The 23,563-nt window shown below is 58.2% G+C and carries 15 protein-coding genes; 10 read left to right on the top strand and 5 right to left on the bottom strand.

Annotation, left to right across the window (positions count from 1 at the left end):
• Positions 1-26 precede the first annotated feature (26 nt).
• Both QN399_RS06790 and QN399_RS06785 read right to left on the bottom strand, forming a co-directional pair.
• On the bottom strand, positions 27-428 hold the full coding sequence (locus QN399_RS06790) for a MerR family DNA-binding transcriptional regulator (protein WP_219060173.1): 402 nt from the start codon (positions 426-428) through the stop codon (positions 27-29).
• A gap of 166 nt (positions 429-594) precedes the next feature.
• The gene (locus QN399_RS06785) at positions 595-1,542 is read right to left on the bottom strand and encodes a LysR family transcriptional regulator (protein ID WP_322216010.1); all 948 of its coding nucleotides are present in this window, start codon (positions 1,540-1,542) and stop codon (positions 595-597) included.
• Between the two features lie 161 nt (positions 1,543-1,703).
• On the opposite strand from QN399_RS06785, the gene QN399_RS06780 reads away from it, so the two are divergent.
• Positions 1,704-2,936 carry an acyl-CoA dehydrogenase gene (locus QN399_RS06780; RefSeq protein ID WP_322179415.1) on the top strand — a complete coding sequence of 411 codons (1,233 nt, stop codon included), beginning with the start codon at positions 1,704-1,706 and terminating at the stop codon, positions 2,934-2,936.
• Positions 2,937-2,984: 48 nt separating this feature from the next.
• On the opposite strand, the gene QN399_RS06775 is transcribed toward QN399_RS06780, so the two are convergent.
• Both QN399_RS06775 and xthA read right to left on the bottom strand, forming a co-directional pair.
• Positions 2,985-4,355 carry a phosphate ABC transporter substrate-binding/OmpA family protein gene (locus tag QN399_RS06775; protein WP_322179414.1) on the bottom strand — a complete coding sequence of 457 codons (1,371 nt, stop codon included), beginning with the start codon at positions 4,353-4,355 and terminating at the stop codon, positions 2,985-2,987.
• Between the two features lie 99 nt (positions 4,356-4,454).
• Positions 4,455-5,267, bottom strand: a complete 813-nt coding sequence (xthA, locus tag QN399_RS06770) for an exodeoxyribonuclease III (protein WP_330200739.1) — start codon at positions 5,265-5,267, stop codon at positions 4,455-4,457.
• Between the two features lie 199 nt (positions 5,268-5,466).
• Between xthA and QN399_RS06765 the strand changes: the two genes are divergently transcribed.
• The 3 genes from QN399_RS06765 (at position 5,467) to QN399_RS06755 (ending at position 11,609) form a co-directional block, all read left to right on the top strand.
• On the top strand, positions 5,467-6,117 hold the full coding sequence (locus tag QN399_RS06765; RefSeq protein WP_219060168.1) for an N-acetyltransferase: 651 nt from the start codon (positions 5,467-5,469) through the stop codon (positions 6,115-6,117).
• A 66-nt stretch (positions 6,118-6,183) separates the two neighbouring features.
• Positions 6,184-7,923, top strand: coding sequence for an autotransporter assembly complex family protein (locus QN399_RS06760; protein WP_330200738.1), 1,740 nt, complete (start codon positions 6,184-6,186; stop codon positions 7,921-7,923).
• Positions 7,924-7,937: 14 nt separating this feature from the next.
• Positions 7,938-11,609: a translocation/assembly module TamB domain-containing protein gene (locus tag QN399_RS06755; RefSeq protein ID WP_330200737.1), complete on the top strand. Its 3,672-nt coding sequence runs from the start codon at positions 7,938-7,940 to the stop codon at positions 11,607-11,609.
• A 59-nt stretch (positions 11,610-11,668) separates the two neighbouring features.
• On the opposite strand, the gene QN399_RS06750 is transcribed toward QN399_RS06755, so the two are convergent.
• Positions 11,669-12,664: an aldo/keto reductase gene (locus tag QN399_RS06750; RefSeq protein WP_322179410.1), complete on the bottom strand. Its 996-nt coding sequence runs from the start codon at positions 12,662-12,664 to the stop codon at positions 11,669-11,671.
• Between the two features lie 155 nt (positions 12,665-12,819).
• Here QN399_RS06750 and QN399_RS06745 point away from each other — a divergent pair, with 155 nt between their 5' ends.
• From QN399_RS06745 to QN399_RS06720, 6 genes are all read left to right on the top strand, one after another.
• On the top strand, positions 12,820-13,743 hold the full coding sequence (locus tag QN399_RS06745) for a LysR family transcriptional regulator (protein WP_322216018.1): 924 nt from the start codon (positions 12,820-12,822) through the stop codon (positions 13,741-13,743).
• A 65-nt stretch (positions 13,744-13,808) separates the two neighbouring features.
• Complete coding sequence (gene tpx / locus QN399_RS06740; protein WP_322216020.1) at positions 13,809-14,309, top strand: thiol peroxidase; 501 nt, start codon at positions 13,809-13,811, stop codon at positions 14,307-14,309.
• Positions 14,310-14,470: 161 nt separating this feature from the next.
• Positions 14,471-15,775 carry an MdtA/MuxA family multidrug efflux RND transporter periplasmic adaptor subunit gene (locus QN399_RS06735; protein WP_330200736.1) on the top strand — a complete coding sequence of 435 codons (1,305 nt, stop codon included), beginning with the start codon at positions 14,471-14,473 and terminating at the stop codon, positions 15,773-15,775.
• Entirely contained in the window at positions 15,772-18,882 is a 3,111-nt protein-coding gene (locus QN399_RS06730) for an MdtB/MuxB family multidrug efflux RND transporter permease subunit (protein ID WP_330200735.1), read from the top strand. Before QN399_RS06735 ends, QN399_RS06730 begins: the two co-directional genes overlap by 4 nt.
• The gene (locus QN399_RS06725) at positions 18,879-21,986 is read left to right on the top strand and encodes an efflux RND transporter permease subunit (protein ID WP_322179405.1); all 3,108 of its coding nucleotides are present in this window, start codon (positions 18,879-18,881) and stop codon (positions 21,984-21,986) included. Before QN399_RS06730 ends, QN399_RS06725 begins: the two co-directional genes overlap by 4 nt.
• Positions 21,983-23,452 carry an efflux transporter outer membrane subunit gene (locus tag QN399_RS06720; protein ID WP_323568949.1) on the top strand — a complete coding sequence of 490 codons (1,470 nt, stop codon included), beginning with the start codon at positions 21,983-21,985 and terminating at the stop codon, positions 23,450-23,452. Before QN399_RS06725 ends, QN399_RS06720 begins: the two co-directional genes overlap by 4 nt.
• Positions 23,453-23,563: the final 111 nt, after the last annotated feature.

Genomic DNA, 23,563 nt, shown 5'->3' with positions numbered 1-23,563 from the left:
GGCATCACCTTATATTTATTTGAGGTTTACTCAGTAACATCATGATCTGTAACTGTTCTTTCAAGTGCAGCCAAGCAACGCTCTTCAGCAGTGTCCAGCTCCAGCTGCATTTGCTGGATGTCCAGCAGTTGCTGTTCAAGCTGAGTACGACGGTCACTGATTTTACCGAGCATGGTATTCAACTGTTTTCGATTGTCGCCGCGAGGGTCGTACAGCTCGATCAGTTCCCGGCATTCTGCCAGGGAGAAGCCGATGCGCTTGCCACGCAGAATGAGTTTCAGACTCACCTTGTCGCGGCCTGAGTAGACACGCTCAAGGCCCCGCCGCTCGGGAGCGAGCAGGCCTTGTTCCTCGTAGAAGCGAATAGCGCGGGTGGTAATGTCGAGCTCGCGGGCGAGGTCGGAAATGCTGTAGGTCTGACTGCTCATGAAGGGACTCACGGTTAAACGTGTGGCTAACCTACGGCGTGCTTGACGTATACGTCAAGCTGCCTGCCGCGCCTTCATTCACTTTTGCTGCCTCATCCATGCGCAAATCACGACCATTTAACCTAGAAATGACTTTAAGTTATTAAAATTAACACTTTATAATCAATTACTTGGGATTGATATCTAAAGCTTTATCTAGCTTCTTTTCTTGCGCTGTCACCAGTTGGCAGAGTTCGATTATCTGCTCCCGCATCCAGCGGTTAGCCGGGTCCTGATCAGTGCTTTCGTGCCAGTAAAGGTGGGTTTCCACCGGCGGCACATCGTTGACCGGCAAATTGACATAGTGCAGATCATGGCGTCTGGCGAAGCGCTCCGGCACGGTCATGACCATATCGGTCTGTTGTAGCACTTGCGAAGCCATCAAGTAGTGCTGCGAGCGCAGGGCGATTTTGCGCTGAATGCCCATCTTGCCCAGTGCCAGGTCAACATGTCCCAGGCCGCTGCGGCGGCTGGAAATGTGGATGTGCGTCAGGGACAGGTAGTCTTCCAGGCTGAATTTTTCTTTGGTCGCCAAGGGATGCCCCTTGCGCATGGCACACACGTATTTGTCTTCCATGAGCTTGACGTGACGCACTTGCGGGTCGGTATTGAGGGGCGCATCGACGGCGAAGTCCAGCCGCCCGGCTGCCAGCTCCTTGGTGGTCTCGCGACGCTTGGACAAAAAGCTCTCGATAATCACCGCCGGGGCCAGTCGACGCAGACGTTGAAACAACGCAGGGAGGATCACCGCTTCGGTCAAGTCGGTCATGCTGATGCGGTAGGTCTTGTTTGCCTGCAACGGATTGAAAATCCGGCTTTCCTGCACCGAGACGCGCAGCAATGTCAGGGCGTTGCGCACCGGCCCGATGATGTTCTGGGCCATGGGCGTGGGCACCATGCCTTGCGCGGTCCGTACGAAAAGTGGGTCGTTGAAGGTCTCCCGCAGGCGGGCCAGAGCGTTCGAGACCGCAGGCTGGGTGATGCCGACAATCTGTCCGGCACGGGTCAGATTGGCTTCGGTATAGATGGCATCAAAGACAATAAAGAGGTTGAGGTCGACCTTGCTCAGATTCATTCCATTGCGCTCTCATGTTGTTTTTATTGAGACGTTACGAAGGCCGATCATATATCGGTTATGAATGTTTATACACGTTGAGAATAGGTTAGATAAATTTTCATCGCTGATCTAGCATCCAATTCATGCACTCACCCACCTCCTTCAGAAGGTAGCTGCTCATGGATTTCGCGTACTCCCCAAAGGTTCAGGAACTGCGTGAGCGCGTCACTGCGTTCATGGATGCTTATGTCTACCCGGCAGAGCCTGTGTTCGAACGTCAGGTCGCCGAGGGCGATCGCTGGCAGCCCACTGCGATCATGGAAGAGCTCAAACTCAAGGCCAAGGCTGAGGGGTTGTGGAACCTGTTCCTGCCAGAGTCGAAGCTCGGTGCGGGCCTGACCAACCTCGAGTACGCTCCGTTGGCTGAAATCATGGGCCGTTCGTTGCTAGGGCCAGAGCCGTTCAACTGTTCGGCGCCAGACACCGGCAACATGGAAGTGCTGGTGCGCTATGCCAACGAAGCCCAGAAGCAGCAGTGGCTTGAACCGATGCTGCGCGGCGAAATTCGTTCAGCGTTCGCCATGACCGAGCCGGACGTCGCGTCCTCCGATGCCACCAACATGGCCGCCCGCGCTGAACGTGACGGTGACGAATGGGTGATCAACGGCCGTAAGTGGTGGACCTCTGGCGCCTGCGACCCGCGTTGCAAAATCATGATTTTCATGGGCCTGAGCAATCCCGAAGGTCCGCGCCATCAGCAACACTCAATGATTCTGGTGCCGACCGATGCCCCTGGGGTGAAAATCGTCCGCTCGCTGCCAGTATTTGGCTACGACGATGCCCCCCACGGTCATGCTGAAGTGCTGTTTGAGAACGTTCGCGTGCCTTACGAGAACGTCCTGTTGGGTGAGGGGCGCGGCTTTGAAATCGCTCAAGGTCGACTCGGGCCTGGACGGATTCACCACTGCATGCGCTCTATCGGCATGGCTGAACGGGCATTGGAACTGATGTGCAAGCGTTCGATCAGCCGCACTGCATTCGGTCGTCCGTTGGCGCGACTGGGCGGTAACATCGACAAAATTGCTGATTCGCGGATGGAAATCGACATGGCGCGCCTGCTGACACTAAAGGCTGCGTACATGATGGACACCGTCGGCAACAAAGTCGCGAAAAGCGAAATCGCCCAGATCAAGGTCGTGGCGCCGAACGTGGCATTGCGCGTGATTGACCGGGCGATCCAGATGCACGGCGGCGCTGGGGTTTCCAACGATTTCCCGTTGGCCTACATGTACGCAATGCAGCGCACGTTGCGCCTGGCCGACGGCCCGGATGAAGTGCACCGCGCGGCGATAGGCAAGTTCGAGATCGGTAAGTATATGCCGAAGGAAATGCTGCGCAGCGAGCATCACTGACCGCGAGTAGCGGTGGGGGGCGGATTTATTCGCCTCCCACCCAGATACTCAATACACCCAAACCTCTACCCGCCGATTTTTGATCCGGCCTTCATCGGCGTTGTTGGCCGCCACCGGCATCTCATCACCCAAACCGCGAATGTCGCGCAAGACCACGCCCGCCTTGACCAGCTCTCGCCGCACCGCCATGGCCCGGAGTTTGGACAATAACGCTGCCCGCGCTGGATCGCTCTTGGCATCGCCAAACCCTACCAGCGTGACGTGGCCGTTCAATTTGTCGTGTGTCTTGAGGTAGTCAACGACCCGCTGCAGGTCGAGTTGCGCCTTGTTATCCAGGGTCGCACTGCCTTGGGCAAAGCGAAAATTCACCGACAGACGCTGTGCTTGCTTGACGATGGCTTGATAGTCCGCAGGCAGCCCTGCTGAGGCCTGGACCTTGATCGCCTGTACCGTCTGGGCGATGAAGCCGCTGTTGGCAACGATGGCCTGGCCTTTGCTGCTTTGTGCGAACTGCACCAGTGCTTCGGCCCATGGTTGGAGGCCCTGAGGTGGCAGGTAGAAATACAGGCGCCGCGACAGAGGGTAATCCTCGGTGGCAATCAGGCTGACGGTCGGCAGCATCGGTTTCGAATCGCCATCGGCAATCGCGACAGCGTGGGCCCTGCGCACGTAAGGCAAACCGATAAAGCCAATGCCTCCACGGTCCTGGCTGACTTCATCAGACAGCTGCTCACTGGATTCGAATCGCTTGGTGTTGTGCGCCAGGGTTTTGCCGTACTTGAGCAGTACCAGCTCATTGAACGTGTCGAAGGTGCCGGAGTGATCATCGCGGGCATACAGGTGAATCGCGCCACCGGTACCGCCGAGATCTTCCCAGTCGTGGACTTCACCCGAGAATATTTGCGCGAGTTGTTCAGTGTTCAACTGATGCAAGGGATTGGCCGGATGGAGGATCACCGCCACGCCGTCGATGGCAATGACTTGTTCGGCCTTACGGCTTTTCAGGTCGCCCAGCGAGGCCAGGTTCGCCAGTTCGCTGTCCTTGATCGGCCGTGAGGAGGCTGCCAGGTCGGCCTTGTCGGCCTTCAATGCAGTGAACCCCGTCCCAGAACCGTGGGCCGCCACCTCGATTAGTACCGTGCGTCCGGCAGGCGTCTGGCCGAGCACACGTTGTTCGTTCTCATGGGCGCCCGCTTCGATACGCACATTTTGCAGACCTTGGGCGTGCAGCAAGCCTTCGACCAGCGCTGGGCCCAACGCGGCGCCAATGGTATTGGAGCCTTGGATGCGTAACGCCGGGATGCCTTCGGCAGGGATCGGCAGTGCCGCGAAAACCACACCGGGCAGGGTGCTGCAGATAAAACCGAATAGCCAGGCTGCGCGGTGTCGGGCAGTACCAGTGAACAGAGCGCGCAGCATGTGCGGCACCTTATAGAGACAGAAAGTGCCGGGAGATTAAGTCAGAATGATTGCTGAAATATGACAGTCATGCCTAAAAGGGCGTCTGCGGGGCCGGTTCTAGCTCAACTCCAGCCAGATCGGCGCATGGTCAGACGGTTTCTCCATGGCGCGCAGGTCGTAGTCCACGCCAGCGGCCTTGATGCGTGACTGCAATCCATGGGAGGCCATAATCACGTCGATCCGCAAACCGCGCTTGGGCTCATCTTCGAAGCCCCGGCTGCGGTAGTCGAACCAGCTGAAGCGGTCTATCACCTCGGGATGAAGATGACGGAAGCTGTCTATCAGGCCCCAGTTTTTCAGGCGCGCCATCCACTCGCGCTCTTCAGGCAAGAAACTGCATTTGCCAGTCCTGAGCCAGCGTTTGGCGTTATCCGGGCCGATGCCGATGTCGCAGTCTTCCGGGGAAATATTCACGTCGCCCATCACCACCAATGGCTGATCGTTTTTGAACTGGCTTTCCAGCAACAGCTGGAGGTCGTTGTAGAAACGCTCCTTGGCCGGGAATTTGGTCGGATGGTCGCGGCTTTCACCCTGCGGGAAGTAGCCGTTCATGATGGTCACAGGCTCGCCCTTTGTGTCGGCGAACGTGCCCCAGATAAAGCGCTTTTGGGATTCTTCGTCATCGGTGTCGAAACCCTTGTGCAGGGTGAGTGGCGCCTGGCGCGAGAGCAGAGCGACACCGTAGTGGCCTTTTTGCCCGTGGAAGTGCACGTGATACCCCAAGGCTTCGATTTCAGCGTGGGGGAATTGCTCGTCCGAGACTTTGGTTTCCTGCAGGCCGATCACGTCCGGCTGATGTTTCTCAATCAGCGCCGCCAACTGATGAGGTCTGGCGCGCAGGCCGTTAATGTTGAACGAGACGATTTTCATGGGCGGCAATCCTGGCAAACAAAAAAGCGATGCTAGCTGACCTGTCGACTCACGGCCAGCGTGGCGGATTGTCTGATCCAATGCTAGGGTCGGGTAGCAGAGTCGAAAATGTCGGAACTGTAATGCGTACCTGTTACTCGAAGCTTTCGCATCACAAACGCTGTCGTTCGAGCAGCGCTGTACCTATGAGGTCAACCGAATGCCTGAAACTTCAACAGCCGTGGCTGAAGTCCGCCAGCTGGACAGTGGTTACTCCCGCGAGGCGCGCTCGCTGCTGTATCACGCCTATCGCCACGAACCGAGCTTCGCTTACTTGTTTGAGTCGGACAGGCCGGGCTATGAGCATCGGGTCAGGGCCACCGTGCGTGAACTGGTCAAACAGCACTTCTTGCAGGACCTGCCAGCGCTGGGGTTGTTCGTCGAGGATCGGCTGGTGGGCATCGCTCTGATTGCCCCACCGCAACGCCGTCTCGATATTACCGAAAGCTGGGCATGGCGTTTGCGCATGGTCCTCAGTGCAGGGTTGCGCTGTACCCAGCGCTATCTGGAGTATCACCAGGCGGTGCTGGCCTGCCTGCCTTCTGACGCTGTGCACGTTTTGCCATTGCTGGGGGTCCACCCACAATTTCAGGGTCGTCACTTTGGTGAGCAGTTGCTCACGGCGCTGCATCAATGGTGCGCCGTCGATGAAACTTCACAGGGCGTGGTGCTCGACACGGGCAATCCGCGATATCTGGAGTTTTATAAGCGACAGGGCTATGAGGAAATCGGTGAGATTGCTGTAGGACCAATCCGGGAACATGTGTTTTTCCACCCCAATCCTCAGGTATTGCTCAAAGCCCAGGCATAAAGTCCCAGGCTTTCGCTGTCAGACGCGCTCCAGTACGACTCGCCGCGCGTGATAGCATCCGCCGCTATGAAGTTTTCCGGTAGATTCACCAGCGGTTTGGTTCTGCTGTTTATTGTCCAGTTCAGCACTTTTTCGGTGTTCGCGGCGGCGCAACTGGATATCAGGATCGAACCCTTCAACGACGCACTTAAAGCCAATATCGAAGGGTATGTGGGCAGCCTTGGCGAGCGCGATGAAGAGGCCCTGCAACGTTTCAGTCTGGGGGCTGAAGAGCAGGCGCAAAAAGCGGCGCAAGCCTTGGGCTATTACCAGGCGCAGATCGACAGCACAGTAAAAACCGGCAAGGACCTGCGACTGGTGATCAACGTGGTGCCTGGCGAGCCGGTGCATCTGCGCAGTGTCACCGTACGGATTGAAGGCCCAGCCGCCTCGCTCAAGGCGTTTCGAGTGCCGAAAAGCGACAGGTTGAAAACGGGCGCTGTACTCAATCATGGCTACTACGAAGACGCCAAGCGCCTGATCCAGAATCAGGCGTCGCGCTATGGCTTTTTTAGTGGGCACTTCAGCAGCCAGCGCCTGAGTATCGACCCAAAGGCCGGTGTTGCCGATATAGAACTGATTTATGAGAGTGGCCCGCGCTACGTGCTAGGTAAAGTCAGCTTCAGCGGCGATGCGCCATTTGATGACGACTTGATGCAACGCATGGTGCCATTCAAAGCCTACACCCCTTATGACTCGGAACTGATCGCTGAACTCAATCAGGCCTTGCAGTCGAGCGGCTATTTCGAGGGTGTGCGGGTGGACGCGGCGCCCACGGCAGCAGTGGATCAGGTGATTCCGGTGGCGGTCCAGCTACAAACCCGCAAGCCCCGCACGATGGGGCTCGGCCTTGGCTTTTCCACCGACGTCGGTGTGCGCGGCAAGGCTAACTGGACGCGCCATTGGGTCAATCCTCAGGGGCACAGCTATGGTGCCGAGATGGAGCTGTCCGCACCGCGCCAAAACGTGGGCCTGTGGTACGACATACCTCTGACCCCGCCACTGACCGACAAACTGCGGTTCGCTGGCGGTTACCAGTACGAAGAGATCGCGGGCACCGACACCGTGAGCAAGCTGTTGACCGTCGGCCCTGAGTGGCACAGTCGGCTGTCCAGCGGTTGGGATCGGGTGATTTCATTGAAGTGGCAGCGCGAGGAATATCGTCTGGGCGATGATTCCGGGCTAAGTACGTTGCTGATGCCGGGTATCAGCTATTCACTTTTGCGCAGTGACAACCGTATCGACCCGCATAACGGTTATCGCCTGCAGTTCGATGGGCAAGTCGCCAAGGAGGGGCTGGCGTCAGACACCAATGTGTTGCGCGGCACTGTACTGCTTAAAGGCTTGACGACCGTGTGGCAAAACCACCGTTTTCTTGGGCGCGTGCAGTTTGGTGGCAGCGCGACCAACGGCTATCAATCGATCCCTCCCTCCTTGCGTTTTTTTGCTGGCGGCGATCAAAGCGTGCGCGGCTATGACTACCAGACCCTATCACCGACGAACTCCGACGGTGATCGTATTGGCGGACGGTACATGGTCGCTGGCAGCGCCGAATATCAATATTCAATCGCTGAAAAGTGGCGTGTGGCGACGTTTGTCGATCAAGGCAACTCCTTCAATACATTGCAACTGCCACGCTTGAAAACCGGTGTCGGTATCGGCGTGCGCTGGGTCTCGCCGGTCGGGCCGTTGCGCCTGGATCTGGCTCATGCGCTGGATGGCGATGGTGGGTTTCGTGTGCACTTTTCCATGGGCCCTGAATTATGAGGAGTGCCTGAACGGTGCGTCGCGCAATAAAAATTACCGGCCTGAGCCTGATCGCGTTACCCGTGTTGCTGATCCTGAGTCTGTGCCTGATCCTGGGCACGCAAGCGGGCAGCCGTTGGGCGCTGGGGCTGGTGCCGGGGCTGAAAATCGAAAACTTCAGCGGTCATCTGGCCGGTCAATGGCGGGCCGATCATCTGCTGTGGGTACAGGGCGATAGCCGCGTCGAGGTCGATGCGCCAGTCTTTGTCTGGTCGCCTTTGTGTCTGGCGAAGATGACGCTCTGTGTCGATCAATTGCAGGCCGAGCGCGTCGGTCTACAGTTCCCTTCCGGTGCCGACCAAAGCAGTGGCCCCATGAGTCTGCCGGATCTGAAGCTGCCGCTGGCGATCCGCTTGGGTGACGTGCGCATCGGCAGCCTGATGCTTAATGGCAGCGAACAATTACGCGCTCTGCAACTGGCAGCGGAGTGGACGGCCAACGGCCTGCAGATCAATGCTGCGCATCTGCAACGGGATGATCTGGTGCTTGATCTGTCCGGGTTATTGCAGCCAAACGGCGACTGGCCGCTGACAGCCCAAGGTCAGCTGAAGCTGCCGGCACCGGGTGATCAGCCTTGGACGCTGGCCTTGAACATTCAGGGCAATCTGCTCAAGACTTTGCAGCTCAAGGCGGATAGCAGTGGTTATCTGCAAGGTCAATTGAGCGGGCAACTGCAACCGCTGGTGGAGAATCTGCCCGCACAGGTGAACGTCACGGCGGATGGCTTCAAGGCCAGCGCCGATCTGCCGGACACCCTGCAACTCAATCGGATTGAGCTGGCAGCTCAGGGCGATTTGAAGCACGGTTATCGGGTCTCTGGCAACGCCAGTCTGCCTGCCGAGCAAGGTCCGGTCGCGCTGGCGCTGCAAGGCAGGGTCGATGCTCAAGGTGCGGACATCGCGGCGCTTGATCTGACGGCCAGTGCAGAACAATCACTGAAGCTCAGCGGTCGGCTGGACTGGCGCCAGGGCTTCAGCGCCGACGCAAAAATCGATTGGCTGAACTTTCCGTGGCATCGGCTTTATCCGGCGATTGATGAACCGCAGGTGGCTTTGCGCACCTTCAGCGGCGAAGTCTCCTACACCGATGGCAAATACCTGGGCAATTTCAGCGGTGCTTTCGATGGACCCGCCGGGGCGTTCAGCCTGAGCAGTCCGTTCAGCGGTGATCTCAAGCAGATCTTTCTGCCTCAGTTAGAGCTGGCTGCGGGCAAGGGCAAGGCTGATGGGCACCTGAAACTGCAATTCGCCGATGGCATAGGCTGGGATACGGCGCTGGATCTGAGTGCGATCAACCCGGCGTATTGGCTGGGAGAATTGCCGGGTACCTTGGCTGGACCGTTGCGCAGCACCGGGGAATACAAAAACGAGCGACTGAGCCTGAACGTCGACCTCGACCTCAAAGGTCGGTTGCGGGGGCAGCCGGCCGTGCTGCAGGCCAAGGTCGATGGCGCCGGTGATAAGTGGACGCTCGGCTCGCTGGATGTTCGCCTGGGCGATAACCGCATTCAAGGCAAAGGCAGCTTGCAGCAACGTCTGCTTGGCCAAATGGACATCAATTTGCCGCGTCTGGGCCAGCTGTGGCCGCGTTTGCAGGGTCAAGTCAAAGGGCGCCTGGACCTGGCGGGCACACTGCAAGCGCCGCAAGGTCAACTGGCACTGCAAGGCGGGCAACTGGCGATGGCAGACAACCGCCTGCGAAGCCTGGCCCTGGCAGCAAAACTGGACACGGCTCAGCGTGCATCCATTGACCTCAAGGGTGGTGGTATTCAACTGGGCGACACGCAACTGGGCACGCTGAAGGTCAACGGCCAGGGGGATATCAAACATCAACAATTGGCGCTCGACCTGCAAGGCCCATTATTGAAGCTGGGGTTGGCACTCGACGGCGACCTGAGCAAAGGTGACTGGCGGGGCAGGCTGGTCAGTGGCGATGTGCAAACAGGGGGCCAGGATTGGCGCTTGCAGCAGCCGACCAGGCTCGAACGACTGGCTGATGGCAAAGTCAATTTTGCCGCTCACTGCTGGATTTCGGGGCAGGCAAGTTTGTGCGGTGAGGATCAGCGGCTGATGCCCGAGCCGCGCTTGCGTTATCACCTTAAGCAATTCCCCCTCGAAAGCCTGGCTCAGTGGTTGCCCAAGGACTTTGCCTGGAAAGGCCTGCTCAACGGCAACGTGCAACTCGATCTCCCGACTTCCGGCCCTAATGGCCAGGTTTCGGTGGAGACCAGCGGTGGTACTTTGAGCATTCGCGAGAAGGACCAATGGCTGGATTTCCCTTATGAAAGCCTCAAGATCAGCAGCATCCTGAACCCGAAACGCATCGACTCCCAGCTGGACTTTCGCGGTGGAAAACTGGGCACGCTGTCAGTGACAGTGCAGATTGATCCGCTGGCGAAAAACAAACCGCTGTCCGGAGCGTTCAACCTCAGTGGGGTGGATATATCCATTGCCCGGCCTTTCGTGCCGATGGTCGAAAAACTCACCGGCAGGCTCAATGGCAGTGGGCGTTTGTCTGGGGGGCTGCTGGCACCGCAGGTTAATGGCAGCGTCACCCTCAGCGACGGCGAAGTGACTGGGCCGGAACTGCCCGTCAGCCTGCATGACCTGACGGTTCAGGCCCTGATCGCTGGCGAAAGCTTGCGCCTGGACGGCGGCTGGAACAGTGGCGAGTCTGGAAAAGGTACGTTGAATGGGCAGATATCCTGGGGCGAAGCGCTTGCGGTGGACCTCAATCTGAAAGGCGCGCACCTGCCGCTCACGGTGGAACCTTATGCCCTGCTGGAAGTGGCACCGAATCTAAACATCACCATGAAGGGCGGTAAGCTGGCGATTTCCGGCAAGGTGCTGATCCCCAAAGGCGCGATTACGATTCGTGAACTGCCGCCCTCGACAGTCAAACTGTCGGGTGACACCGTGATCGTCGGCCATCAGACCGAACAGGGCGCGCCGCCGTTGGTCATGGCCATGGATATCGACGTTGAAGTAGGTCAGGAAACACTCAGCTTCAGCGGTTTTGGGCTGACCGCGAATCTGGCCGGGCATGTGCATATCGGTGACAACCTCGACGCTCGGGGCGAGCTGACCCTCAACGATGGGCGTTATCGGGCTTATGGTCAGCGTTTGACCATTCGCCGAGCACGGCTTTTATTCGCTGGCCCCATCGACCAGCCGTACCTTGATATCGAAGCAATTCGCAAAACCGACGACGTGGTTGCCGGTATTCGCCTGACCGGCAGCGCCGAACAGCCGACCACTGTCGTGTTCTCAGAGCCGGCCATGAGCCAGGAGCAGGCGTTGTCCTATCTGATCATGGGGCGCCCGTTGAGCACCACCGGCGAAGACAGCAACATGATGGCCCAGGCAGCGTTGGCATTGGGCCTGGCCGGGAGCTCTTCAGTCACGGGTACGCTCGCCAAGGATCTTGGTATCAAGGATTTCGAGCTGGACACGTCAGGCAGCGGCAATACGACCAGTGTCGTCGCCAGTGGCAAGATTACTGACAAGTTGAGCCTGCGCTATGGCGTCGGCGTGTTCGAACCGGCCAACACCATCGCCTTGCGTTATATGTTGAGCAAAAAGCTCTATCTGGAAGCCGCCAGCGGAATCGCCAGCTCACTGGATCTGTTCTATAAACGGGACTTTTGAGCAGTGCACTCATGAATGTTGTGGGAGCGAATTCATGTGCTCCCACAATCGGGCCGCTGTTACTGGTTAACCAGTTTTAACGAGCTGTCGCTGTAACGCTTTCCGGCGATGGCCTCAATGGGAAACAGGTCTTTGAGGGTCTGCAGTTCGTTCGGGGTTAGTTTTATCGCTAATGCGGCGACGTTTTCTTCCAGGTATTTGCGTCGCTTGGTCCCCGGAATCGGCACGATGTCATTGCCTTGGGCAAGCACCCAAGCCAAGGCCAACTGGCCGGCACTGACGCCTTTTTCAGCGGCAAGTTTTTGTACCTTCTCCACGAGCAGCAGGTTTTTCGCGAAGTTTTCGCCCTGAAAACGCGGGCTCGATCGACGGTAATCGTCAGCTGCAAAGTCGTCAGGGCTTTTCAGCGTGCCGGTCAGGAATCCGCGCCCCAGAGGGCTGTAGGGTACAAAAGCAATACCCAGACGGCGACAGGTTTCGAGGCTGCCATTCTCTTCCGGCTCTCGGCTCCACAGCGAGTATTCGGTTTGCAGCGCGCTGATCGGATGCACTTTATGCGCCCGCTCCAGCGTACTGGCAGAAGCTTCGCTCAAACCGAGGTAACGAACCTTGCCGGCCTTGACCAGCTCGGCCATGGCGCCCACGGATTCTTCGACCGGGATTTGTGGGTCGATCCTGTGCTGGTAATACAGGTCCAGGGTTTCGATGCCCAAGCGTTTGAGCGTGCCGTCGATGGCGCTGCGAATATATTCCGGGCTGCCGTTTACCCCCCGGGCAGTGGGGTCGCTAGCATCGCGGACAAAGCCGAACTTGCTGGCGATAAAGACTTGATCACGCTTGCCGCGAATGGCCTGGCCGATCAGTTCTTCGTTGGTGTGCGGGCCATACATATCGGCAGTGTCCAACAGCGTGATACCCAGCTCCAGGGCGCGATGGAGGGTCGCTATGGCTTCTTTGGTGTCAGTGCCAGTGGTATAGAAGTCGGTCATGCCCATGCAGCCGAGACCGATGGCGGAAACCTGCGGGCCGTTTTTACCAAGTTGACGGGTTTGCATGGATAAACTCCTGCCGATTTAAAGGTGACTTCCATTGTTACGCTCGACAGAACAGAGATAAACCGGCTTAAAATGCTTTCACTGTTTAGAAAATCTAAACAGTGGCGCCTAAAATTGCCTCCCTGACCTCACTTCACCTACAAGGTCGTCGCCCCATGGATCGATTCAACGCCATGCGCGTGTTCACCCGTATCGTCGAACTGGGCGGGTTTGCCAAAGCCGCTGACAGCCTGCATATGCCGCGGGCTTCGGCGACAATTCTGATCAAACAACTTGAAGCGCATTTGGGGGTGCAGTTGCTGCAACGCACCACCCGCCACGTCAGTCCGACCCTGGACGGCCAGGCGTATTACCAGCGTTGTGTCAGTCTGCTGACCGATCTGGAAGACACCGAAGCGGCGTTTTCATCGGCGAGCAAGGCGCCACAAGGCGTATTGCGCATTGATATTCCGGTGGGTTTCGGTCGCTTGATCGTTATCCCCGCATTGCCGCAGTTCACCGACCGTTACCCGATGATCGAACTGGAAATCGGCATGAGTGATCGTCCTGTGCAGTTGATTCGTGAGGGCGTGGATTGCGTGGTGCGGGCAGGGCCGTCGCTGGATGAGTCGCTAGTGGCAAGGCCGCTGGCGAATATGACGCAAGTGACCTGCGCGAGTCGCGAGTACCTACAGCGTCATGGCGCGCCGTTGACACTGGAAGATTTGTCGCAGCACAAAGTGATCGAGTATTTCTCGGCCAGCTCCAACAAACGGTACGGCCTGGAGTTCTTGATTGACGGTCAGGTGCGTGATTTCAGTCTGACCAAGGCGATGTCAATAAACAGCGCAGACGGCTACCTGGCTGCATGCGAAGCCGGGTACGGATTGGTGCAGACGCCGTACTACCATATCGTCGAACAGCTGCGCAGTGGGTCGCTGGTAGAGGTGCTAAATACGTTTCGCCCGCCGCCGATGGCCTTGACGGCTTTGTACCCGCCGCATCGGCAGATGTCGCGGCGGGTGCGGGTGTTCGTCGACTGGTTGGTGGAATTGTGCGCCCGGAACAATCGGTTAGACAAAATCCAGTCAGGCCCATAGGTCCCTACGCACTTTCGTGTTTAACTTCCGGCTCTTCCAGAAACCCTTTAAAAAGGACTCAGCTCATGGCTCAAGTGACCCAGAAAGGCAACCCTATTCAAGTCAACGGCGAACTGCCAAAGGTTGGCAACTCCGCACCTGCGTTCACGCTGGTGGCTGGCGACTTGTCTGACGCTACCCTGGCCACCTTCGCTGGGAAACGTAAAGTGCTGAACATTTTTCCAAGCGTAGACACCCCGACCTGCGCGACCTCCGTACGCAAGTTCAATGCCCAGGCCAATGACCTGAGCAACACCGTAGTGCTGTGCATTTCCGCCGACTTGCCGTTCGCCCAAGCCCGATTCTGCGGTGCCGAAGGCCTGACAAACGTCAAGAACCTGTCCACCATGCGCGGCCGCGAGTTCCTGGAAAACTACGGCGTGGCAATTGCCGAAGGCCCGCTGGTAGGTCTGACCGCGCGTGCCGTGGTTGTACTCGACGAACACGATAAAGTACTGCACAGCGAGCTGGTCTCTGAAATCGGCCACGAACCGAATTACGACGCTGTTCTGGCTGTTCTGAAGTAACACGTTGTAAAACATTAACGGCCTGGCCTCGTCCAGGCCGTTTTTATTTGTGCTTCAGGGTCTTATCGAAAGTAAGCGCTAAGTAAATTGCCGGTAAAGGCGCTTTGCTTGGGCCCCAACTGTGCTTATTGTTCAGCCTCCCGTAGAAGCCCACGCGCACAATGGTTGATTTATTCATGCAATCCTCTGGCCCCCGTAGTTCCCGTCGCTGGCTGATCAGCCTGGCAGTCCTGTTGATTATCATCGGCCTGTGCTGGTGGTGGTGGCCGTCTTCAGCCACACACAAAAGCGCGGCAGCCACCCATCCAAAGTCTACGAGCGGTACGCCTCGTCCGGGCTTTGGCGGCGCAACCGGGCCGGTACCTGTACGTGTGGCGCCTGCCACCGTGGGTGACTTCCCGATTTACTACAAAGCGCTGGGTACCGTGACGGCGATGAACACGATCAACGTTCGCAGCCAGGTAGCGGGGCAGTTGGTCAAACTTAACTTCCAGGAAGGGCAGATGGTCAAGGCGGGTGACCTGCTGGCCGAGATTGATCCACGCAGTTACCAGATTGCGCTGGAGCAGGCCGAAGGTACATTGCTGACCAATCAGGCGTTGCTCAAAAACGCGCAGATTGATCTGGAGCGCTATCGCGGCCTGTATGCCGAAGACAGCATTGCCAAGCAAACACTGGACACCGCTGCGTCACTGGTGGGTCAGTATCAGGGCACGATCAAGACCAATCAGGCTGCGGTGGGAAACGCTAAACTCAATCTGGAGTTCACCAAAATTCGTGCGCCTATCGCAGGGCGTACCGGGCTGCGCCAACTGGATGTAGGCAACTTGGTGGCGGCCAATGACACCACAGCGCTGGTGGTCATCACCCAGACCAAACCCATCACCGTCAATTTCACCCTGCCCGAGAAAGACTTATCAGTGGTCATTGCGCGTTTTCGCAGTGGCGACAAGCTGCTGGCGGAAGCCTGGGACCGGGGTGACGAAAAACTGCAAGCCACCGGCGTGCTGTACAGCCTGGACAACCAGATCGACATCACCACGGGCACATTGAAGTTCAAGGCCCGTTTCGATAACCAGGACGAACTGCTGTTTCCCAATCAGTTCGTCAACCTGCGCCTGCGTGCCGACACCCTTAAACACGCAGTGCTGGTGCCTTCTGCAGCGATCCAGTTCGGTACCAACGGGACATTCGCCTACGTGATGGATGGCGACAAGAAGGTCAAGATTCGCCAATTGCAGACCGGAGCGAGCGACGAAAAAGCCACCGTTATCACCAGCGGCCTGGCCGAAGGCGAGCGCGTCGTGCTCGAGGGTACCGATCGCTTGCGCGATGGCAGTGAGGTGGAAGTGGTCAACGATAGCAAGGACGTCCCCGCCGCGCCGGTGCAAAAGTTGCAGGGTCAACCTTCAAAGGGTACTGATGAATCGGTTGTAGCCAATAAGGCGGAAAAAAGCCGCGTATGAACATCTCCCGGCTGTTCATCCTGCGTCCGGTAGCGACCACCCTGAGCATGCTGGCCATCGTTCTGGCCGGCCTGATTGCTTATACCTTGCTGCCGGTCTCGGCCTTGCCTCAGGTGGATTACCCGACGATTCGCGTGCTGACGCTTTACCCCGGCGCCAGTCCGCAAGTGATGACCAGCGCAGTGACCGCGCCTTTGGAGAGGCAGTTCGGGCAGATGCCAGGGCTCACGCAAATGGCCTCGACCAGTTCCGGTGGTGCCTCGGTGATCACCCTGCGTTTCAGCCTCGACCTCAATATGGACGTCGCTGAGCAGGAAGTGCAGGCCGCGATCAACGGTGCGACCAATCTTTTACCCACGGATCTGCCAGCACCGCCGGTGTACAACAAGGTCAACCCGGCCGACACCCCGGTACTGACCCTGGCAATTACCTCCAAAACCATGCTGCTGCCCAAGCTTAACGACCTGGTCGATACGCGTATGGCGCAGAAAATCGCCCAGATTAGCGGTGTGGGCATGGTCAGTATTGCTGGCGGACAACGTCAGGCGGTACGGATCAAGGTCAACCCTGAAGCGCTGGCCGCCAATGGCCTGAATCTCGCGGATGTGCGCACGCTGATCGGTGCGTCCAACGTCAACCAGCCTAAGGGTAACTTCGATGGCCCGACGCGGGTATCGATGCTGGATGCCAACGACCAGTTGAAGTCGCCGGAGGAATACGCGGAACTCATTCTCGCCTACAAAAATGGCGCGCCTTTGCGTCTGAAGGACGTGGCTCAGGTCATCGACGGGGCGGAGAATGAACGGCTGGCAGCCTGGGCCAACGAGAACCAGGCTGTGCTGCTCAATATTCAGCGCCAGCCCGGTGCCAACGTCATTGAGGTGGTCGACCGGATCAAAGCGCTGCTGCCCAGTATCACTGATAACCTGCCCGCCGGGCTTGATGTCACTGTCCTGACTGACCGCACGCAAACCATTCGTGCGTCGGTCACTGACGTGCAGCACGAGTTGCTGATAGCCATCGCGCTGGTGGTCCTGGTTACGTTTCTGTTCTTGCGTCGGGTCAGTGCCACGATCATTCCGTCGATTGCCGTACCGCTGTCGCTGGTCGGCACGTTTGGTGTGATGTACCTGGCCGGGTTCTCGGTCAACAACCTGACGTTGATGGCGATGACCATCGCCGCTGGCTTTGTGGTGGATGACGCCATCGTGATGCTGGAGAACATCTCGCGACACCTGGAGGAGGGCGACACGCCACTGCAAGCCGCACTCAAAGGCGCGCGGCAGATCGGTTTTACCCTGATCTCACTGACGATTTCGCTGATCGCCGTGTTGATTCCATTGTTGTTCATGGCTGATGTAGTCGGTCGGCTGTTCCGTGAGTTTGCGATCACCCTGGCGGTGGCGATCCTGATTTCCCTCGTGGTGTCCCTGACTCTCACGCCGATGATGTGCGCCAGGTTGCTCAAGCGTGAGCCCAAGGCAGGGGAACAGGGCCGTTTTTATCGCGCCAGTGGGGCCTGGATCGATTGGATGATTGCGGCCTACGGACGTAAGTTGCGCTGGGTGCTCAAGCATCAACCGCTGACCTTGCTGGTGGCCATTGCCACCCTGGGCCTGACGGTGTTCCTGTACATGATCGTGCCTAAAGGCTTTTTCCCGGTGCAGGACACGGGGGTGATTCAGGGCATTTCCGAAGCGCCGCAATCGGTGTCCTTCGCCGCCATGAGCGAGCGGCAACAGTCGTTGGCGAAAATCATCCTGCAAGATCCGGCGGTGGCGAGCCTGTCTTCCTATATCGGCGTGGACGGTGATAACGCGACACTCAACAGCGGACGCTTGTTGATCAACCTCAAGCCTCACAGCGAACGCGACCTGAGCGCCACGCAAATCATTCAACGTTTGCAACCGCAACTCGACACGCTGTCGGGCATCCGTTTGTTCATGCAGCCGGTGCAGGACCTGACCGTCGAAGATCGGGTCAGCCGTACCCAGTATCAATTCAGTCTGTCGTCGCCGGACTCCGATCTGTTGGCCGAGTGGAGCGGCAAGCTGTCTCAGGCCTTGAGTAAACGAGCAGAATTGACCGATGTCGCCAGCGATTTGCAAGACAAGGGTTTGCAGGTCTATTTGTTGATCGACCGTGACGCTGCCAGCCGCCTCGGTGTCAGCGTGGCGAACATCACCGATGCGCTCTACGACGCCTTCGGTCAGCGCCAGATTTCCACCATTTACACCCAGGCCAGCCAATACCGTGTGGTGTTGCAGGCGGTTTCCGGCAGCGATCTCGGGCCGCAGGCTCTGGATCAGATTCACGTCAAGACCACTGCCGGTACTCAGGTCAAACTGTCGAGTCTGGCACGGGTCGAACAGCGCCAGGCGCAGTTGGCCATCGCCCACATCGGTCAATTCCCGTCGGTCATGATGTCGTTCAACCTGGCCCCGGGCGTGGCATTGGGCAGCGCGGTGGAAGTGATCAATCAGGTGCAGAAAGACATTGGCATGCCGATCGGCGTGCAGACTCAATTCCAGGGTGCAGCCCAGGCGTTCGAGGCGTCATTGTCGAGCACCTTGCTGCTGATTCTGGCCGCAGTGGTGACGATGTATATCGTGCTTGGCGTGCTGTACGAGAGCTACATTCATCCCATCACCATTCTCTCGACATTGCCGTCTGCTGCAGTCGGCGCGCTGCTGGCGCTGCTGATCAGTGGCAATGACCTGGGAATGATCGCGATCATCGGCATCATTTTGTTGATCGGTATCGTCAAGAAGAACGCGATCATGATGATCGACTTCGCGCTGGACGCGGAGCGCAATCGGGGCGTCGATCCGGAAACGGCGATTTACGAAGCGGCGCTGCTGCGCTTTCGGCCGATCCTGATGACCACCATGGCCGCACTGTTCGGTGCCGTGCCGTTAATGCTCGCCAGTGGTTCCGGCGCTGAATTGCGTCAGCCGCTGGGCTTGGTGATGGTCGGCGGCCTTATGCTCAGTCAGGTACTGACGCTGTTTACCACGCCGGTGATCTATCTGTATTTCGACCGTCTGGCTCGGCGATGGGGGCACACACCGAGTGCGCCCGCGAGCCTGGAGCAGGCCGACGTATGAACCTGTCAGGGCCCTTCATCCGTCGGCCGGTTGCAACCATGCTCCTGAGCCTGGCGATCATCTTGCTGGGCGGTGTCAGCTTCGGTCTGCTGCCGGTGTCGCCCCTGCCGAACATGGACTTCCCGGTGATTGTGGTCTCGGCCAGCTTGCCGGGCGCCAGCCCCGAGGTCATGGCCTCCACCGTGGCGACGCCACTGGAGCGCTCCCTGGGCACGATTGCCGGGATCAGCACCATGAGCAGCCGTTCGAGCCAGGGTTCGACCCGGGTGATTCTGCAGTTCGACCTGGATCGAGACATCAACGGTGCAGCGCGGGAAGTGCAGGCGGCGATCAATGCCTCGCGCAATCTGCTGCCCAGTGGTATGCGCAGCATGCCCACCTACAAAAAGGTCAACCCGTCCCAGGCACCGATCATGGTCCTGTCGCTGACGTCCGACGTGCTGGAGAAGGGCCAGCTGTACGACCTGGCGTCGACGATCCTCTCGCAAAGCCTGTCTCAGGTGAACGGCGTCGGCGAAGTGCAGATCGGCGGCAGCTCGCTGCCTGCCGTACGGGTCGAACTCGAGCCGCAACTACTCAATCAGTATGGTGTGTCGCTGGATGAAGTCCGCACTACGATTGCCAATGCCAACGTGCGCAAACCTAAAGGGTCGGTGGAGGACGCCGACCACAACTGGCAGGTGCAGGCGAACGACCAGCTGGAAAAAGCCAAGGATTACGAACCGCTGATCATCCGCTATCAGGACGGTGCGGCCCTGCGCCTGAGTCACGTGGCGAAAGTCAGTGACGCAGTGGAGGACCGCTATAACGCCGGTTTTTTCAACGACAAGCAGGCGGTGTTGTTGGTCATCAACCGTCAGGCCGGTGCCAACATCATCGAGACCGTGGCGCAGATCAAGGCGCAATTACCGGCCTTGCAGGCAGTGCTGCCAGCCAGCGTCAATCTGGACCTGGCCATGGACCGCTCACCAGTGATCAAGGCGACCTTGCACGAAGCAGAAATGACGCTGTTAATCGCCGTGACTCTGGTGATCCTGGTGGTGTTCTTTTTCCTTGGCAACTTCCGCGCTTCGTTGATCCCGACGCTGGCGGTCCCGGTGTCGCTGGTGGGTACGTTTGCCGTCATGTACTTGTCCGGTTTTTCCCTGAACAACTTGTCGCTGATGGCGTTGATCCTCGCCACTGGCCTGGTGGTGGACGATGCTATCGTAGTGCTGGAGAACATATCCCGGCACATCGACAAAGGCGTGCCGCCGATGCAGGCCGCGTACCTGGGCGCCAAGGAAGTAGGCTTCACCTTGCTGTCGATGAACGTATCGCTGGTGGCGGTCTTCCTGTCGATCCTGTTTATGGGCGGTATTATTGCCAGCCTGTTCCGCGAGTTTTCCATCACGTTGGCGGTATCGATTGTCGTCTCGCTCGTGGTGTCCCTGACCCTGACCCCGATGTTGTGCGCCCGCTGGCTCAAACCCCATGATCCGGATCGGGAAAATTCGTTGCAACGCTGGAGTCGTCGACTCAACGAGCGGATGGTCGCGGGCTACGACCGCAGCCTTGGCTGGGCGTTGCGTCATCGAAGATTGACCCTGTTGAGCCTGCTGCTGACCATCGGCGTCAACATCGCGCTGTATGTGGTAGTGCCCAAGACGTTCATGCCGCAACAGGACACCGGTCAACTGATCGGCTTTATCCGGGGCGACAACGGCCTTTCGTTTTCAGTGATGCAGCCCAAGATGGAAATTTACCGCAAGGCTGTGCTGGCTGATCCCGCCGTCGACAGCGTAGCCGGCTTTATTGGCGGCAACGGTGGCTCCAACAATGCCACGATGATTGTGCGGCTCAAGCCCATCAAGGAACGCAATATTGCCGCCGATAAAGTCATTGAGCGTTTGCGTAAAAATATGCCGCAAGTTCCCGGTGGCCGTTTGTTTCTGATGGCCGATCAAGACCTGCAATTCGGCGGTGGACGCGAGCAGACCACCTCGCAATACCAATACATCCTGCAAAGCGGCGATTTGACCAGCCTGCGTCTCTGGTACCCGAAAGTGCTGGCGGCGCTCAAGTCATTGCCGGAACTGACCGCTATCGATGGGCGTGAAGGTCGTGGCGCGCAACAAGTTACCCTGCAAGTGGACCGTGATACCGCCAAACGACTGGGCGTTGACATGAACATGGTCACGGCAGTGCTGAACAACGCTTACAGTCAGCGGCAGGTTTCCACCATCTATGACAGCCTCAACCAGTATCAGGTGGTGATGGAGGTCAACCCGAAATACGCTCAGGACCCGGTCACACTTGAGCAGGTTCAGGTGATCACGGCCGCAGGCGAGCGCATTCCGTTGTCGAGTTTCACCCATTACGAACGCAGCCTGGAAAATGACCGGGTGACCCATGACGGTCAGTTCGCTTCCGAAGATATTTCCTTCGACCTGGCGGAGGGCGTGACGCTTGAACAAGCCTCTACTGCCATTGAGCACGCCGTGGCCAAAGTGGGTTTGCCCACCGATGTCATCGCCAAAATGGCGGGGACAGCCGACACGTTCGCCGCCGCCCAGAAAAGCCAGCCGTGGATGATTCTGGGAGCGCTGGTGGTGGTGTATCTGGTGCTTGGGATCCTCTATGAAAGCTACATTCACCCGCTGACCATTCTCTCGACCTTGCCATCGGCGGGGGTCGGCGCGTTGCTGTCGATCTATCTGCTGGGTGGCCAGTTCAGCCTGATCTCGTTGCTCGGGCTGTTTCTGTTGATCGGGGTGGTGAAGAAAAACGCCATTCTGATGATCGACCTCGCGCTGCAATTGGAACGTGAGTCCGGGATGACGCCACTGGAGTCAATCCGCAGCGCGTGCCTGCAACGTCTACGACCGATATTGATGACGACGCTGGCCGCTATTCTTGGCGCCTTGCCCTTGCTGCTGAGCAGTGCCGAAGGGGCGGAGATGCGTCACCCGCTGGGGTTGACGATTATCGGCGGCCTGATTTTTAGCCAGATCCTGACCCTGTACACCACCCCCGTTGTTTACCTCTATCTCGACCGTTTGCGCCGTCGCGTCAACCAATGGCGTGGCGTGCGCACCGATGCTGCTTTGGAAACTCCGCTATGACCGACCGCCTGCAAATCAAACCCGTTTTACAGCGGCCTGTGCGTTGGCTCGGTCTGGGGCTTTGTGCCGTGTTCCTGAGTGCCTGCGCGGTCGGTCCTGACTATAAAAAGCCGGAAATGACCACGCCCGCGCAGTTCAAACAAGCCGAAGGCTGGCGTCAGGCTGCGCCCAGCGATGCGCTGGCCCGGGGCGCTTGGTGGGAGTTGTATGGCGATGCACAACTCAACGGACTGGTGGAAAAACTCAACAGCTCAAACCAGACCGTCGCTCAGTTTGAAGCGCAGTACCGGCAGGCCAAGGCCTTGGTGCGCAGTGCTCGCGGTGCGTTCTTTCCGACGCTTGATCTCAGTGCGAGTAAGAATCGCTCCAGTCAGGGGACCGGAAGCAGCAGTTCGAGCCTGACCAGTTCCAGCAGTGGTATCCGCGACACTTACAGCACTCAGCTGGGTGTCAGTTGGGAGGCCGATGTCTGGGGCAAGCTGCGTCGTGGTCTGGAGGCCGACAAGGCCAGCGCTCAGGCCAGCCTTGCCGATCTGGCGTCGATGCAGCTGAGTTTGCAGTCGGAATTGGTGCAGAACTACCTGCAACTGCGGGTGATCGACGAACAAAAACGCCTTCTCGAATCGACGGTCGACGCTTACCAGCGCTCGCTGACCATGACGCAGAACCAGTACCGTGCCGGTATCTCCGGCAAAGATGCGGTGGCGCAGGCGCAGACCCAGCTAAAAACCACCCAGGCTGATTTGATCGATTTGATCTGGCAGCGTGCTCAGTTCGAGAACGCAATCGCCGTGCTGATGGGCCAAGCCCCGGCGGACTTCAATCTGGCGGCCACGACCGTCATTCCTGCGTTGCCGCAGATCCCGCTGGAGTTGCCTTCGCAGTTGCTCGAACGTCGCCCGGACATCGCTGCGGCCGAACGCTCAGTAATGGCGGCCAACGCCAATATCGGTGTCGCCAAAGCCGCGTACTACCCCGACCTCACGTTGAGTATGAAGGGCGGTTATAGCAGCTCCACGTTCACTAACTGGATCAGCTTGCCGAACCGTTTCTGGTCTGTCGGACCGCAACTGGCGATGACCCTGTTCGATGGCGGCCAACGCTCGGCGGAAGTCGATCGCACTGAAGCGGTTTACGACCAGACCGTAGCCCAATACCGTCAAACCGTGTTGAACGGTTTTCAGGAAGTGGAAAATTATCTGGTGCAGCTCAAGGTCTACGAAGATGAGGCTGGCGTGCGCACCGAGGCCTTGATGTCGGCGCGTGAGTCCTTGCGCTTGACCAACAACCAATATAAAGCCGGCCTTATTGCTTATCTGGATGTGGTCAACGTGCAAACCACTGCCCTAAGTAACGAACGAAGCGTGCTGACCCTGCTGCAAAGTCGGCTGATCGCCAGTGTGCAACTGATCGCGGCGTTGGGTGGTGGCTGGAATGCCGAGAGCGGATTGAATATTCAAGAGTGATCGACATAATGCACCAGAGCTGGCGCTATTGCAGGCAGCTCGCTCCTACACTGGATCCAGGCTGTAACGGGCACGAAAAAAACAATTAAACAAACTGCGATTTTTTGTACA

Origin of the sequence: Pseudomonas sp. 10C3 (genome assembly GCF_036346185.1) — a bacterium.
In the GTDB taxonomy this organism is placed as follows: Bacteria; Pseudomonadota; Gammaproteobacteria; order Pseudomonadales; family Pseudomonadaceae; genus Aquipseudomonas.
Note: the sequence above shows the minus strand (reverse complement) of the source record. Positions and strands in the feature narration are given on the sequence as shown.